The sequence below is a fragment of the Staphylococcus shinii genome, from assembly GCF_017583065.1.
GTDB lineage: Bacteria > Bacillota > Bacilli > Staphylococcales > Staphylococcaceae > Staphylococcus > Staphylococcus shinii.
In genome coordinates this window covers 411,099-427,779 of record NZ_JAGEVL010000003.1, presented here as the reverse complement: position 1 = coordinate 427,779, position 16,681 = coordinate 411,099, and the positions used below count along the sequence as shown (strand labels likewise).

Annotated in this window: 13 protein-coding genes and 4 pseudogenes; 4 read left to right on the top strand and 13 right to left on the bottom strand. The window is 30.9% G+C overall.

Annotated elements, in window-relative coordinates; genetic code table 11:
• Positions 1-286: 286 nt before the first annotated feature.
• Positions 287-406, top strand: a pseudogene (locus J5E45_RS14490) (hypothetical protein); the annotation flags it as partial.
• A gap of 126 nt (positions 407-532) precedes the next feature.
• Here J5E45_RS14490 and J5E45_RS14345 read toward each other — a convergent pair.
• A pseudogene (locus J5E45_RS14345) lies at positions 533-1,767 on the bottom strand (APC family permease); the annotation flags it as partial.
• Positions 1,768-2,146: 379 nt separating this feature from the next.
• Between J5E45_RS14345 and J5E45_RS05780 the strand changes: the two are divergent.
• Positions 2,147-3,751: an amidohydrolase gene (locus J5E45_RS05780; protein ID WP_069793307.1), complete on the top strand. Its 1,605-nt coding sequence runs from the start codon at positions 2,147-2,149 to the stop codon at positions 3,749-3,751.
• Between the two features lie 280 nt (positions 3,752-4,031).
• Here the strand turns inward: J5E45_RS05780 and J5E45_RS05775 are convergent.
• A pseudogene (locus J5E45_RS05775) lies at positions 4,032-4,374 on the bottom strand (heavy metal translocating P-type ATPase); the annotation flags it as partial.
• A gap of 534 nt (positions 4,375-4,908) precedes the next feature.
• Here J5E45_RS05775 and J5E45_RS14540 point away from each other — a divergent pair.
• Positions 4,909-5,010 carry a hypothetical protein gene (locus J5E45_RS14540; protein ID WP_158262151.1) on the top strand — a complete coding sequence of 34 codons (102 nt, stop codon included), beginning with the start codon at positions 4,909-4,911 and terminating at the stop codon, positions 5,008-5,010.
• A gap of 80 nt (positions 5,011-5,090) precedes the next feature.
• Here the strand turns inward: J5E45_RS14540 and phnX are convergent, their stop codons facing one another.
• From phnX to J5E45_RS05745, 5 genes are read right to left on the bottom strand one after another with little or no spacing between them, the layout of a single operon-like run.
• On the bottom strand, positions 5,091-5,879 hold the full coding sequence (gene phnX / locus J5E45_RS05765) for a phosphonoacetaldehyde hydrolase (RefSeq protein ID WP_107549128.1): 789 nt from the start codon (positions 5,877-5,879) through the stop codon (positions 5,091-5,093).
• Positions 5,880-5,881: 2 nt separating this feature from the next.
• A complete protein-coding gene (gene phnW / locus J5E45_RS05760; protein WP_107549129.1) occupies positions 5,882-6,976 on the bottom strand; it encodes a 2-aminoethylphosphonate--pyruvate transaminase in 1,095 nt (364 codons plus the stop codon).
• Positions 6,977-6,989: 13 nt separating this feature from the next.
• Entirely contained in the window at positions 6,990-7,991 is a 1,002-nt protein-coding gene (locus J5E45_RS05755; RefSeq protein WP_208181791.1) for an extracellular solute-binding protein, read from the bottom strand.
• Complete coding sequence (locus J5E45_RS05750) at positions 7,992-9,617, bottom strand: ABC transporter permease subunit (RefSeq protein ID WP_208181790.1); 1,626 nt, start codon at positions 9,615-9,617, stop codon at positions 7,992-7,994.
• Positions 9,607-10,362 carry an ABC transporter ATP-binding protein gene (locus J5E45_RS05745; RefSeq protein ID WP_208181788.1) on the bottom strand — a complete coding sequence of 252 codons (756 nt, stop codon included), beginning with the start codon at positions 10,360-10,362 and terminating at the stop codon, positions 9,607-9,609. Before J5E45_RS05745 ends, J5E45_RS05750 begins: the two co-directional genes overlap by 11 nt.
• A 143-nt stretch (positions 10,363-10,505) precedes the next feature.
• Between J5E45_RS05745 and J5E45_RS05740 the strand changes: the two genes are divergently transcribed.
• Positions 10,506-11,255 (top strand): DeoR/GlpR family DNA-binding transcription regulator, encoded by a 750-nt coding sequence (locus tag J5E45_RS05740; protein WP_039067910.1) that lies wholly within the window; start codon positions 10,506-10,508, stop codon positions 11,253-11,255.
• Positions 11,256-11,723: 468 nt separating this feature from the next.
• On the opposite strand, the pseudogene J5E45_RS14340 reads toward J5E45_RS05740, so the two are convergent.
• The 6 genes and pseudogenes from J5E45_RS14340 to J5E45_RS05715 all read right to left on the bottom strand — a co-directional run.
• Positions 11,724-11,897 (bottom strand): annotated as a pseudogene (locus J5E45_RS14340) (rhodanese-like domain-containing protein); the annotation flags it as partial.
• A 40-nt stretch (positions 11,898-11,937) separates the two neighbouring features.
• Positions 11,938-12,627, bottom strand: a complete 690-nt coding sequence (locus J5E45_RS05735) for a type 1 glutamine amidotransferase domain-containing protein (RefSeq protein WP_208181786.1) — start codon at positions 12,625-12,627, stop codon at positions 11,938-11,940.
• A gap of 4 nt (positions 12,628-12,631) precedes the next feature.
• Positions 12,632-13,552 (bottom strand): NAD-dependent epimerase/dehydratase family protein, encoded by a 921-nt coding sequence (locus tag J5E45_RS05730; RefSeq protein ID WP_208181784.1) that lies wholly within the window; start codon positions 13,550-13,552, stop codon positions 12,632-12,634.
• A gap of 97 nt (positions 13,553-13,649) precedes the next feature.
• Positions 13,650-14,603 (bottom strand): alpha/beta hydrolase, encoded by a 954-nt coding sequence (locus J5E45_RS05725; protein ID WP_208181783.1) that lies wholly within the window; start codon positions 14,601-14,603, stop codon positions 13,650-13,652.
• A 266-nt stretch (positions 14,604-14,869) separates the two neighbouring features.
• Positions 14,870-15,679 (bottom strand): ABC transporter ATP-binding protein, encoded by an 810-nt coding sequence (locus tag J5E45_RS05720; RefSeq protein ID WP_069793297.1) that lies wholly within the window; start codon positions 15,677-15,679, stop codon positions 14,870-14,872.
• Entirely contained in the window at positions 15,679-16,677 is a 999-nt protein-coding gene (locus tag J5E45_RS05715; RefSeq protein WP_039067905.1) for a FecCD family ABC transporter permease, read from the bottom strand. Before J5E45_RS05715 ends, J5E45_RS05720 begins: the two co-directional genes overlap by 1 nt.
• Positions 16,678-16,681: the final 4 nt, after the last annotated feature.

Here is a 16,681-nt window from a genome sequence, read left to right as displayed (position 1 = left end):
TATGTTTAAGGTTGTTAGTAAGATCATAGTACCAGTTATTATCGATTAGATTGCGCTTATTATCTTATCAGCAAATAGAAGCGACAATAGATGGTATACGCGAAAAAATAGGTTTTGATTCTTTTTTAGCTTCACCAATTGATTTATCACTGAGATCAAAAATTTTTTGACACTGTTTTAATCAATAATTCTTAACCTCATTAAACCAGCAAATTGTATTAATTGATTTCTAGATATTTTACATCCCTTTAAATCATCTTTACTTACGGTGAATTTGGTTATAATAAAAAAATCACAAGAAACATTGCCTTTTAATCAAGCTAATGAACGTAGAAGTATGCATATATTTAAGAAATATTTATTACCTAGAATGTCTTGGCACTGCATGTTAACAGCCCTTAGGTAAAATAGAAAAGAGCTTACAGCAGATTATTGTTTTCTGTAAGCTCTTTTTTATATTTTGAAATATAAAAAATCATTCCTATATTTATTATCGCTATAGAGGCTATTATTATTATTAGGCAATATTTTATTAACCTTTTTTATTAATCTCTTCCTCACTACGGTTTAAGACTATACGCCTTAAATAATTACTAGTAATATAGCTTTAATTTAGGGTGCCTTACTACAAAGAATACTAATCCGATAATTGTTCATATACCTAATGCAATATATGCAGGTATAGATAAAGAGGCAGGAGGACCAGGAATTAATAATAATAATAAAAAAAACGAAATATACAATTGACCCTCAAAATAGCAAATGTTTTATAAAAAGATGCATATGAATTACTTGCTTTTTTATAACTAAATAGTTTCGTTGCTTATAAGCAAGTAATAAAATAGGCAATAGATATTCCTGTAAAGGACATATCTACAATCCAATTTAATGCTGTTCTACCTAACCAAGGGCGATTAAAGTAATAGTAAATCAGAATATGATATCTATATGTGGTGTTTTATATTTAGAATGTAATTTACCAAATATTTCTGTCATAATACCTGAACGCTCCATTGAAAATAGTAAGCGATTTGAACTCATCAAAAACCTATTTAAACCAGTAAATATTGCTATAATTATAGCAATTGCTAATAATGCTAAACTATATTCCCAAATGCATTTTGAATTACTGCCCTGTTAGCCATAAATCACTATTTAAATGATTGGGATTCAAACTTATCCATCCCGTAACCAGTAGCATAGTGACATAAGTTAATGCTGTTGCAAGTATGCTATAAACGATTAATTTGGAGGGAAATTGAACTCTTCTGTTGTTTGAGGTATATTATCAAATCCAATATATGCCCATGGAGCTACAGCTACCATCATAATTATAGAACTAAACAAACCTTGAGATTCTTTTGTTAATGTTTTTAAACTTTCAAATGAAAAACTATAACTAGAGAATGCACTGAAAAATAATAATAAAATAATTGAAATAATAGCTATACAAAAATAGTATTGTAATGATTCTGAAACACTAGCTTCTTTAATGGTAATGAGCATAAAAATAATTAATAATATAGATGCTACTAAAATATCAGTAATATATACATCCTATCCCCCCACATCCCCAATGGTATACAACTTATCTATATTTAAAATCTTCGGCATTAAAAATTTAAATAATAAACTAAAAGTCATGGCATTTAGCGCGACTACACAAATATACTCAAAAGTTAGAAACCAAGAAGAAAGGAAACTTACATATCGCTCAAAATCTAAAAAACTAAAAGTAAAAGCTCCTTCTGAAACAGGAAAACGTTCACCTTATTGTGTTTTAGTTCTTTATTTGCTTCTACGTATGTAATATTTTTATTAATATTATCAAAAGGTAAACTTTTGTTTAATTGCTTTGAGATTTGATATCCATAATTTCCATTAACATCATTAACTATAGCAATTGGGAGTTTATTAATATCTCCCGGCATAGCTTTATATCCTGGCAAGAGATAGCTAAAATCACTAAGTCATAAAAGACAAACATAAATATTGCTCCTTTAGCTCCTTTTGTTTTTATAAATTCTTGTTTATCATAACTTATACACATTAGTGTAAATAGTAAATTATAAATTGTTGAAAAATTATTACTTTAAGAATAAGGTATTCAATGAGTTTCTATTAATAAAAAATAGGTGGTTTTTAAATGAAAATTTCAAAGATAATTAATGCAAATATTTTAGATATGATAGATAACAAGCCTTATCTTGCTACATTGTATTTAAAAGATGGGTATATTGATCAAATTATCTCCCAAGATTCAATTATAAAAGATAATGAGGCACTTGATTTAGAAGAAAAATGGATTACACCTGGTTTTATTGACACTCATAGTCATCCCACAGCATATGGTACTACAAAAACAATGGTAGATTGTTCTGCAAATAAAATTTCTAATATAGATGAATTAATTCAGCAATTCAAAGTACAAAAAGAAAATTTATACAAAAAGGGTTGGGTTATGGGCTTCGGTTATAATGAAAAATCATTAGAAGAACAAAGACATCCTAATCGCTTTGATTTAGATAAAATTTCAGAAGATATTGCTATATGCGTTATGCACTATTCAGGGCATATGGCTACTGTTAATACAAAAGCTTTAGAATATATGGGGGTTAGTTTGGATGACCCAGATCCTGAGGGTGGCTACTATGAGCGTGACCAACATGGCAAAGTTAATGGTGTATTAATTGAAATTCCAGCAACTGCAAAATTACAACGTGTTTTACCTGAGGCTAAACCAGAAGATACTATCTATACAATGAATTTAGCTGTAGATGACTATGTTAAAAGTGGTATAACTAGTACATCTGATTTATTAATTGGTAGTAGAGGATATATAGATTATGAGGGAGTACTTAAATTTTTGGAGTCTCCTCAGAGAATTCGCACACGTTGGATGTTAAGTCATGAGTTATTAGAGCAAAATCACAATTTAAAAAATATTCATGCTAACGAAATTGAAGAAAAGTTAAATAATATAAGTAATGGTATGGGACATTTAGGTGGAGTTAAATGTTTTAGCGATGGCTCTATACAATTACAAACTGCATCAATTCGTAATAAATACTTGGATGGCAGTGAAGCGCCTGCACCATTAATGAGTAACAACAAATTAATTGATATATTTAAACATTTTCAAAAATTAGGATTTAATATCGTGACGCATGCTAATGGTGATTTTGCTGCTAAGTCAGTCATTAACGCTTATAAAGCTACAGCTGATTATAAAAAAACACCTTTATTAAATCGTATTGAACATCTACAAACAGTCACACAGGATGATATTAAAGAAATGGCTGAACACAACATTGGTGGTTCTTTCTTTATCAATCATGTATATTATTTTGGAGATTTACATCGTGATGTATTTTTAGGTGAAGATAAAGCACAAAATTTAGACCCATTAAGATGGGCTGAAGATGCGCATATGACATTCACAATTCATACAGATGCACCTGTTACACCGATTTCTCCTTTAGAATCAATTCAAATTGCAGTTAATAGAATCACAAAAAATGGGAAAGTTTTAGGTGAAAACCAACGTTTAACACGAAGCGAAGCATATAAAAAAATGACTATAGATGCTGCTAAGTTGAATAATACTCATGCCTGTGAAGGGTCTATCCAAGAAGGCAATGTAGCTGATTTTGTAATTTTAAATCAAAACCCACTTAATGATAAAGTAATATTGAATGATGATTTAATTGAAATGACTATATGCAACAGTGAAGTTATATACTCTATTTAATATATTTATTTAAGGAAAGTATGATACTTATAACATTCACAAATTGTATAATACTGTAGTTGCCTTTTTCTCAGGGGGCCAACTTAACCCAGAGAGGAGGACATTATCTACATTGAAAACCCTTGTTCACCTGACACTCCATTCATCAGTGATTATATTATTGCGTCATTTACGTATTGATTAAACAAAATAGACGATTAGTCATATCTACAAAACCCCTTCATTACCAGTAATAGTGAGGGGTTAGTGCGTCTATGTTAGTTTCTTGATAAATGTTTTATAACATCCTAAATGCGTCTCCAACATTTCTTGCCACTTTCATTTCAATCCAATGACCTAAAAACATAATTAAAGTTAATGTAGCTAACCCCAAAAAAGAGCCATCGTATAATCTGTCGTACTACTAATATTATTAATATAAAAAGCATACAAGCTATAAATATAAGCTACCGAAATACCTAAAGCAACTAATATCATCGTGCTTGTTTTTTCAACTCCAAGTTCATCTTTTTCGCCAATTAAAAACGGCTTACCTCCATAAAAGAATAAAATTTTAGCAAGTATTAACCTACTCATTCAGAGCCTGAAAATGTGAATTGAAATGGTAATTCAGCTCCCATCATTGACGATAAAATAATGATAGGTATTGCAAAAATTAATGAGACAAATAATTTAACTTTAAACTCACCATGATAGTGATGTTCGTAATCACTGCTATGGTCATGGTTTCCATAGTGATCATGATGTTCATGGTTTGGCAAATCTTCATACTTTTAATTATCAAAACATCACATACCCTAGAGCGTATAATGACAACATTATGCATAACAACAAGTTCATATATTCTTGAATCATTTAATAGTCACTTTTTATTAACATAATCGATGATTAATAGAAAAATATACATATTAAAGTAATTCTCTTAAATCTTTCATAATTATATTTTTTAATAAAGGCTGTTATTAAACTCATAAAAATACTTAGTTTAATAACCATTTTTATAGAAGTATAATAAATTTTAAATATATTGGAGATAAGTCATTTGATTAGAAAGGGGAAAACATTTTAATACAAGAAAATGTTTAAATAAAGGTGATTAAGAAGCAATAATTGGTAACAGTAAGGTCCAAGGACATTTAGTTGGTGGTTGTTTAAAAATGTTTAATACTTCGAGAGGGAGAAATTTATCTCCAGATGTTAGTGAATTCAATAATTCGATAATTTTCATAGAAAAACACCTCCGAATAAATTCCTCCTGAAAATGAATTCAACGAAAGTGTCTCTATTTTACATCCTATATTTGAAATCATTTTAGCAAATAAGGAATATCTTTAATGTTTTATTCTTTTTTATTTAATTCTTCTATTATTAGCGGTAATTCTGTTATATCTTGTAATACGTAATCTGCCCCATTAGCTATAAATTTTTGTTTTGTTTCTTCTATAATTTTATTTTTTTCCTCTTTATTCAAATTATTCCACTCATTTTCTCTTAATCCAACAATCGAACTGCCTTTAATAATACCTACTGCTGTAATACCACTATTAACTGCTTCTTTGATATCGGATACAGTATCTCCTACTTTTATTACTTCATGAACCGATTGTAATTCGAGTTGGCGCATATTTTCAAAAATCATATATGGATACGGTCTACCGTATCCCCCCACATCATCAGCTGTTACAATATGGTCAGGTGCATATCCCTTTTCTTTCGCAGCTGAACTCACTATTTTCATCATTTCTCTTGTATATCCCGTTGTAGAACCAATAACATATCCTTTTTCTCGAAGATCGTCTATGACTTCAGTCACATTAATTATTGGATCAGTAAATGATTTTAGATTCTTCATTAATAGCTTTTCAAATTGATTATATAAATTATCTATGTCTTGTTCGCTATGTGATTTTCCGTATTGTTTTTGCCACAATTGTTGTATTCTTGGCATTTCTAACATAGTTTGAATATGATCTCTTTTTAACATACCCATTGGTTCACGAGCTTCGTCTATTGTCACTGTTACTTCGGCTGATTTAAAAATATCTATAAATACATTTACAGGTGCAAAACAACCAAAGTCAACTGTAGTACCAGCCCAATCGAATATAATTCCTTTGATTTTAGTCATATTTATTCCCCTTCCTTAACTTGATATTCTTTTATTACTTTAATTAATAATTCAAAGTCACTTCGATGTAAATCACCAATATTACCAATTCTAAATGAAGGTGTATCCATTAATTTACCAGGATATAATACAAAATCCCTCTGTTTCATATATTCATAAAAAGCTTTAAACTCAAACGATTCATTAGGATATAAAAATGTAGTAATAATTGGTGATTGTACTGTACTTTTAACATAAGGCTCAAATCCAATTTTCTTCATTTCATTGATAATATACGTATTATTACTTTGGTATCGTTGATATCGTTGTTCTACACCGCCTTCTTCTTCTAATTCGCTAATGGCTTGTCTGAAAGCCCCAACTACGTGTGTGGGTGAAGTAAAACGCCATTTTCCGTCTATATCCATATTTTTCCATTGATCATAAAGGTCTAAGGAGACACTCGACGCGTTCCCTTCACATTGTTCTAATGATGTTCGTTTGGCGATAACAAATCCAAATCCTGGCACACCTTGAATACATTTATTAGCACTACTAATCAAGTAATCAATATTTAATTCTTCTACATTAATTGGGACACCGCCAAAGCTACTCATAGCATCTACTATTACTTGCAAGTTTTTTTGAGTAGCTATTTCGCATATTTCTTCGATTGGATTTAAGATACCTGTCGTTGTTTCGCAATGAACAAATGCGATATGCGTAATTGAGGTGTCACTATCTATTATTTCCTTCAGTTCATTGATATTAGGTATTTCATTATATGCTAAATAGACTGGAGTAACGTTTTTTTTCATTACTTGCGCCATCTTAACCATTCTTTCACCATACGCACCATTGCTAATAATAAGTATATGATCGTCATCGGATAATGCTGTCTGTAGTACGCTCTCTACTACGAAACTGCCGCTCCCTTGTTGTAACACTGTCGTATACTTACTAGGATCTGTCATTCCTATTGTTAACAATTTTTGACGTATTGACTGTGTTAGACTTTTATAGTCATCGTCCCAAGTACATCGATCTTCTAACATTTGCGCTTTTACTGTTTCCGTTGTTGTCAATGGTCCTGGTGTTAAAAGTTTATATTGTGACATAATAAACGCCTCCTTAGTTATTTTCTACTAGTTTTTTAGCATCGTTAAAAATATCTTGATGTTTTTCTAATAATTCTACCGTTAAGCGTTCATCCCATTTTTTAGGATATTTAGGCTCCTGCGTTTTCTCTAATTCTTCCCCCTGATATAAAGGCACTGGATATGTTTTCAGTAAATCTTCACGGCCATGTTGTTGAATTGTTTGAACCATTTTCTGTGCTTTCTGTTGTTTCTTACCGCCCTTATTCACTACAGCTGCAGCTTCCACTAGTGAATAATTACCTTCTTTAGGGTCAATAAAGTGTATCGGATTTCCATTCTGTTCAGATTTAACGGCTTGGGCTCTTAATCCAATACCAACAGCTACTTCCCCAGACTCTACTTTTTTAAGTGGTCCTGAACCTGAACTTTCTAAATGAGGCCCTGTATTATCAATTAGTTTTTCTAAAATTTTGCTACCTTCGTCATTACCATATTGTCCTAAAATACTTTGAATGACTAACCACCCGGTTGAGGATTCCATAATATTTGGCATTGCAATTTGATTTTTGTATTCAGGTTGGGTCAAATCTTTTACTGTTTTAGGAATAGGTAAGCCTTGTTTTTCTAACGCTTTAGTATTCACAAATAAAGAGCCCATGTTTCCTAATAATGGAATTATATAATTAGGAAAGGAATCAATTGTCTTTTTCTGTTTTTCTGCTTCCATTGACGCAAACATATTATTTTTATCTTGTGCACTTTCTAAGTAATAGGTAGATTGTGTAACAACATCTGCTTCAATATTTTTACCTTCTGCAATCATTTTCCCTCCTAATTCGGCAGTAGAATGTGGTTGAATAATATATTCTCCTTTAAAGCCATGTTGATCTAAAGTTTTTTCCATAACAGTAATGGCTTCTTCATCAGAATTCGTTGCAATGACGACTTTATCGGTAGATGAGCCAAGACCAAAATAAGAAAAATATAACAGTATTAGGCATAGTAATACACCAACAAACAGTTTCAATTTCATTTAGCTCTCCCCTTTTCTACTTTGTGACTTTAGCCACCAACTCGTTAACAGTCGCGCAATGACATTCGTAAGAAAAATTAGAATTGAGAGGATAAAAATATCCACAAAGCGATTAAAGTGTTGTAACTGATTAATTTGTGTAGATACGATTTGTGTAGATGTCGACACTAAAAAGATCACACCACTAATAGTTACCATTGCATTGATAAAATAATAATTAACCATTTCTACGATAGTTGTTTTCATGTTAGGAATTATAATTTTGAATATTGTCTCCATCCAAGTATCTTGCATTAATGTACTTGTTGTATCCCACGAGGGATTCAGCTTATCTAACGCAGACTTAGCCATTAAGAATGGTGTCGTATAATAATGCACTACAATACTCAAAATAATGATAAGAAATGTGCCTTTAATACTACTATTTTGGAAAAACAATAAATATGAAAGACCTAAAATCATTCCTGGAACGGTATTCGTAACCATCGATATCATTTTCAACACTTGTTTTCCATATAATTGAGTACGCACAGTAATGAGCGCACCACAGAAACTAACAATAGTCCCAAAGACTGCTGTTGCTACAGCTACAAATAATGCTTGAATATAAATATGAATCAAAATATCATCTTGAAATAATTTGATTACATGCGTTAATGTAAAGTTCAATTGATACGGATAACGTTCTGTAAACGGTACGATAAACATAACTATAAATATTAATAAAATAACAGTGCTCAGTATAAAATTCGCAGCATTCATAATATTGTCATGAATAGGTCGTTTTTTGACACTCGTATGGTTATCTCCTTGTTGTCTCACATTCCATTTTTCTATCACTGACAAGAATATAAAGCCGGAGACTGCTGGAATAAGCATTAATACCGCAATTACTGCACCTTCTGCAAATTTAGGTATAGATCCTAAAATCATTTGATACAATGAGGTTGCTATAACGTTATAATCCGCACCTATCGATGCTGGAATCCCAAAATCAGTAAAACTTAATATAAATGACAATACAAAAGCATTTGCAATCGGAATTAATAATGGTCTTAATAATGTATGATAGAAACGTCTCCACCTATTATCTTTCATAATTAGCGAAATGTAATAAAATCTATGGTCTACATAATTAAATGCATTTGAGATAATGAAATAGGCTGCTGGTAATGTGTAGATTACATAGCCAATAAAAAGACCATTTTTACCATAAATCGTAAATGGTGCGTCACCTAATATACGAGCTAATATCCCCTCGTTACCAAATAGATACATAAGTATAAAACCATATGTAATTGTCGGTACAAGCATTGGCAATAAAACCATTGTTTTATTATAGGTTTTAATCCAACTCGCTCCGTGTGTCATATGAATTGTATAAGCTGCAAAAAAAGCTAATATAGTTGTCACAGTAGACGCTAACAACGATATTTTTATACTATTAAATAATGAAGTCACTATAGTTTTATTATTTAAAATATCATCATAATAATGTAAGCTAAATTGACCATCACTGATAATTGAACGTCCTAATAAGAAAATAATAGGTAAAACAAGAAATATAAGAAAAAATAAAATAATAAGTGTAAATAATATACGCTGACTATAAATTTTAGGCACCATAGGATGCTCCAAATAATTGATAAATATGATTTCTTTTCACTTTAAGCTGGTCTAAAATAAATTGTTCGACAAATTTATTTTTCGGTTCATTAATAATATTATCTGGCGTACCAAATTGTGCTACCTTTCCATTTTCTATTACAACCACCTTATCAGCCATAGTTAAGGCTTCCTCTGGGTCATGGGTTACAATGATTGTCGTTAAATTTAGTGTTTTTGCTATTTTTTGAATCATATCTTTAATAGATTCTTTAATTACACCATCTAATGCGCTCAACGGCTCATCCATCAATAAAATTTTAGGTTCCATAGCAATTGTTCTTGCAATAGATACACGTTGCTTTTGTCCTCCTGACAATTCATGTATCTTTTTATACAAATGTGGTCTAAGCTCGAGCAATTCTATTAAATCAGTCACCTTTTTATCATATGGATTTTTCTTCAAGTTTTTTAAACCGTAAATAATATTTTCGTAAGCATTTAAATGTGGAAACAAACAATAATCTTGAAATACAATATTAAAATCACGTTTGTGCATTGGCTTATTTTGGATAACTTCATTATTATAAATAATTTCTCCCGCACTTACTTCTGTCAAACCTAAAATCATATTTAATAATGTTGTTTTTCCACAACCACTCGGGCCAAGTAAACTAACGATTTCTCCATTGTTGATAGCTAAGTTAATATTATTTAGAACTTCATTATTTTTATATTTTTTCGAAACATTTTTTAATTCTAACAATGTAGCACCTCCAATTTGCTATACTAAAAGTATACAAATTGTTTATTAACCTCATGTTAAACAAATGTAAAAATTGATTAAGTGTTGACTATTTAATTACCAACTGTTTAATATATTACTATATAATTTAGGAGGATTCCACTATGTTACCTACTGAGAGAAGACGTAAAATAATTAAAGTACTTGAAGAAAACGATTTTATGAAATTGAAATCATTACAAGAAAATTTAGATATTTCTATGGAAACGTTAAGAAGAGATGTTCAAAAATTAGCTAAAGAAGATTTGATTACTAAAGAATATGGAGGCATCCGTATCAAAAAAGATCAAAATGGAGAATCAATGATTGAACAACGCTTATCTTTAAACTTAGCTAAAAAAGAAGAGATTGCTAAAAAAGCAACCAATGAAATTAAAAATGGGGATTGTATCTTTTTAGATAGTGGCTCTACTACTTTACAAATTGCTAAAAACTTAACTTATCATGAGAACCTAACTATCATTACTAATTCTATCCCCGTAATGTTACAAACATTAAATCAAGGTCACACAGTAATTAGCATAGGAGGAAAAGTGCGTAAATCAGAACAATCTATTACAAGTTTTGATTTTTTATTTAATTTTGATCGGTTAAATATTGAAAAATCATTTATTTGTTGTAGTGGTTTTTCATCAAATAATGGAGTGACTGATTATAGTTTAGAAGAAGTTGAAACACGTCGCAGAATATTACAAATGTCTAAAATTAATTATCTTACAGCAGACAGTAGTAAATTAAATAAAACTGTTACTATAAAAATATGTGATTTTAACGAACTTGATATATTAATCTGCGATAACGAATTAAATGAAAATGATAAAGAGAAATTAATCAATGAAATATATATAATTTAACTTTAAAATGTAGGTTATCATTACTTTCTAAAAGTTTTTATTAACCGTTCCCACTATTATTAGTAAATTAGATAAAGACAATTATCCAAAAATGAAACTAAAAAACATCCTAATAATTAATGATTTTCTTACTCGTTTCATAAACAAACTTTTGTATTTTGGAAGTTATTTTTCACATCATTTATATTATGTTACTTTATCTATTACTTTGATGATGATAAATAATAGATATAATAAATTAATAGGAGAGAGCAGAAATTATACTGTTCTCTCCTACTTGCTAATATTTATAGTTTGTATACTAATAAAGTAATTAAGTCTCATTACATAATTTTAGATGAATTTTATTGTTACTGAAAATTCTTTGTAATCTTCAACTCCATTAAAAGTAGTAAGGCCAATTTTATTTCATCATACATTTACATAGAAATAATGACTAAATTTAAAAATAACCCATTATTGTCATGATTATTGAAATAATGCTGAGAATGCTTGATAGCCTTCTCTCATGTTAACAATATTTGTAAATCCTCTGTATTCTAGTATTCCCACAGCGATAGAACTTCTAACGCCAGATTGACGATGTAGATATATTTTGTCCCTTTCATCAAAGGCACGATCTGCGTTTAATAATTTACCGTTAAGATACGGCTTTTAAAAAGCTGAGCAAAATTTGCTCAGCTTAATTTTTATTAAGTATATTATCAACAGCTTGTGCAACTTGTTTTGGTGATTGGGGATTTTGTCCGGTAACCAGTCTATTGTCGACTTTAACATAGGGAATAAATGGTACTTTGGCTTTACTATAATACGCTTCACGTTTTTTTATTTCTCTCTCTAACATAAATGGTACGATTTTTTTACGATTAGCTAAGATTTCTTCAGTATTAGAAAAACCAGTTATTTCTTTATTATCAATAAAGTACCTGCCATTTTCGTCTTTTACATTCAGTAACGCAGCTATACCATGGCACACTGCAGCAACAATACCTCCATGATTATAAACTTCATTTATTGCATGTTGTACGGCTTCATTATTAGGAAAATCAAACATTACCCCGTGCCCACCAGTAAAGTAAATCACATCATATTCAGTAGGTTTTGCTTCATTTATAGACTGAGAGTTACTTAAAATATCCATAAAAGATTGATTATTGTAATACTTTTTAGTTATATTATCCAACATTAAGGGTTTTAAACTAACCGGATCAATTGGTGTGCTCCCACCGTCAGTATTAAATAAATCAATTTGATAATTTTTAGAGTTAAAATAATCATAGAAATGAACAAGTTCCCCAAGCCATAGTCCTGTCGCTTTACTGCTGCCTTCAAAATAATCTGTACTTGTATTAACTATCATAATTTTTCTCATTACTTTATTCCCCTTTTAAAATATTTCTAATACCTTCTTCATATGTTGTAACTTTAAAGTCAGGAAAACTTTCCTTGAACTTGTTAGATTTAAAGACATTGTCATACTTATATCTTGGTAATAATTCTATAAGTTCTTTAACTTGTTGATTAAATAAACTACCTATTTTAAATAGCCACATCGGTACAATAGTATAATTAATTTTTCTACCTAATACATTTTCTGCTTTACTAATTATTTCTTTATAAGTGATACTGTCATCGGTCGGTAAATGCCAAGTTTCACCATACGCATCAGGCGTATTACCTAACAGTACTAAAGCGCGACTTGCATCCGGAGTCCAAATAAGCGTACGTAATACAGAATCATTTATAGGTACAAATGCTCGTTTACCTTCCTTCACTCGATTAAATACTAAAGAATTCGTTATACTTTGAGTCAATCCAGACCCATAAAATTCTGGTGATCGACCAATAACTGCATCAATAGATTTATCTTTCATAGCTGACAACAACATTTCAGCAATATTAGCGCGAACTTGTGATTTTCGACCTACTGGAACAAACGGGCTAGTTTCTACTTGAACGTTATCATTTTTCTCGTACATATATGTATTATCAAAAAATGCTAACTTAGTATTTGTTTCTTGGCATGCTTTAACTACATTTTCCATAATAATTGGGAATCGGTTTTCCCACAACTCTGAATTAGCAGGTAAGCCCACAGCAAAATATACAATTTCACTTCCTTTAACGGCTTTATAAGTATCCTCGTAGTTCATTAAATCTGCTGCTACTAATTCATCAGTATCATGAATTTTTTTAGGATTTCTGCTAACCAATCGAATATGTTTAGTATAGTTATTATAAATTTCTTTTGCTATTTCTTGTCCAATTTGTCCATTACTTCCTAACACCGTTTGCATGTTGACATCCCCTTTTAAATTAAAAAAAGTGAACCAATTCCTTTCATTGATTCACTTTATATAACATCAATTTACGTATAATAAATTAACGATTTTATTATTGATTATTCTTTTTATTAATCCATTTTGTCGATAAGTCCATAGCAGCGCGTGTTGCATTCATTTGGTCCATGGAATTTACCATAACAAAATCATGAATAATACCTTGCAATCTCGTTTGTGTTACCTCTACGCCAGCTTCTCTTAGTTTGTTCGCATACGCTTCACCTTCATCACGTAATACATCAGCTTCAGCATTTAAAATCATGGCACTTGGTAAGCCTTTTAAATCTTCTATTGACGCTCGAAGAGGAGAAGCTGTTATTTCTGCTCTTTCATTAGAATCTGTAGTATATTGATCCCAAAACCATTTCATGCCTTCTTTAGTTAAATAATAATTTTCTGCAAATTGATTATATGACTCAGTATCAAATTCAGCGTTTGTTACTGGATAGTATAGTAACTGTTGATTGATTGTTAGACCTTTGCGTTGTTTGGTCATAATTGTCATAACCGTAGCCATATTACCGCCCACTGAGTCCCCGGCAACTGTAAGTTTATTAATATCAAGTTTTTTCTCATCAGCAACTTCTTTTAATTGTTGTAAAACATCGTAATTTTGTTCAATTGCTGTTGGGTACTTTGCCTCAGGTGAAAGTGTATATTCTGGAAAGACTACAACCGAATTCGTTCTTACGGCTAACTCTCTAACTAACTTATCGTGTGTTTTAGCATTACCGAATACCCAACCTGCACCGTGTATATAGAAAATAACGGGTAGTGTATCTTTATTTCCTTCTGGGCGTATAAAACGCACTGGTACATCGCCAAATTTTTCAGTTTTAAATGTTGTATCTTCAATATCTACATTGTATTTTTCGACTGGGGATGATTGCACTTCTTCTAATAAGGCTCTACCATCTTTAGGCTCTAATTCATAAATACGAGGATGTGGTTTATTAGCCTCACTAAATTCTTGAGCAGCTTGTTCCAAAACTACTTTTTTGACCATAATTAACATTCTCCTTCAATATTAAAAATTTTCAATTTATAAAAGAATAATATTATTACACTACCCATATGTTTAAATATATAAACATATATACTTAAAAATTTATACAGTTTCTTTGTTTTTATATTATTTTTAAAGGAAGTTGTGAGTTCTTTTAGCCAAAGTAACGTATTTTCTAAATCAGAACTTTAATACCTTTCTAATACCGTTTGTTTAACTGTTAACAACCCAGTTTCACATATTAAATATTATTATGATTATTCATGTTAAATTTCGCGTTTCTGGATACCTAAATCCATAGGTGCCAATGTCTCAAGTCGTACGTCTTGATCTTCATAATATAGTTTCTTTAAATCGACATCGAAGAATTGTTTCATTCTTTTTTCTGTCATGACATCAGCTGTTTTTCCAAAGATAATACCTTTTTCTTTTCCAGTAATAATCACGTTATCTGAAAGATAAAATGCATGGTTAGGATAATGTGTATTAATAATACATGATATACCTTGTTCTTTGGATAGTTTACGTATCGTTTGTAAAATTGTAATCTGTTTTTGAATATCCAAATGGGATTCAGGCTCATCTAGTATTAATAATTCTGGATTCGATACAAGTGTTCTTGCAATAAGTGCTAACTGTAATTCTCCACCGCTAACTTCGTTACATGATTGATTGGCTAAATGTTGAATACCAACAGTCTCTAGTGCTTCTATAGCGGCTGTTTCATCTTTTTTCGAAGGTTGTGCCAAAGCACTTATAAATGGCGCTCTTCCCATAATCACAAGTTCTAAGAGCGTATAACCAAAAGTCATTTTTTGAGCTTGAGGTACATAACCAATCTTCTTCCACAATTCTTTTTTCTTCAGGTCATTTAACGGAACATTATCAATAAACGTCTCGCCATCCGTCCAATCTAGCAGTCCAATAACACATTTTAACAATGTTGTTTTTCCTGCACCATTCGGCCCTAAAATTGATAAGACCTCGCCAGGAGCCAATTTAAAATTCACATCTTCTTTATATAAATAAGGTTTGTTTTTATAATGAAAGTTGCCTTTTTTTACTTCTAAGTGCATTACCACGAACCTCCCATACGGCGTAATAAGTATGCAAAAAATGGAGCGCCAATAATTGCAGTTAATATAGATAATGGAATTTCAGTAGCTGTTAAACTTCTAGCTAAGTTATCAATAATTAATAGATATGTACTACCAATAGCAAGTGACACAGGTAACACATATTGATTATTGTTACCTACAAACATACGTGCAATATGTGGGATGATTAAACCAACCCATCCTACGATACCCGCTACTGCTACCGTAGCTGCTGTGATTATCGTTGCACCTGCAATGATTGCCCATTTTAAAGCTATAACAGGAATACCCATAGATTTAGCTTCATCTTCTGGTAACGTGAGTAAATTTAGCCTCCATCGTAGTGTATACAGTATGAGTACTCCTACGATAATAATTGGCGCGGCAATATATAAATCTTTATAAGTTGCTGTCCCTAAACTTCCCATTAACCAATATGTGATTGCGGGCAATTTCTCTTCTGGATCAGCTACAAACTTCATTAATGAAATAAGCGCGTTAAACAATGCTGATGTAATGACACCTGCGAGCACAAACATAAAGATTGGAGAATTTTTTTGATTTCCTGCTACAAAAAACGTAAACAGTATCGCCAATAATCCAAATGCTAAAGCTAATATTTGTGCCCCAAAAGTGTTACCAAAAAACAATATACCTAGAGATGCTCCAAATCCAGCTCCTGCTGAAACACCCAATATGTCTGGTGAAACTAAAGGATTACCAAACATGCCTTGAAAACTCGCACCAGATATAGACAATCCACCCCCTATTAATAAAGCTAATAATATTCTTGGAAAACGAACATTCATCACTACCGTTTCTTGTACTGGTGCCCATGTTTCTTCTATAGGAATAATTTGTGATGTTAAAATTTTAATAATGGTAATAGGGTCTATAAAAACTCTTCCTACTCCGAGTGAAATAATGGCTACCACAAGTGGTAAAAAAATTAATAATAATATTTTTGATTTCTTCATTAGT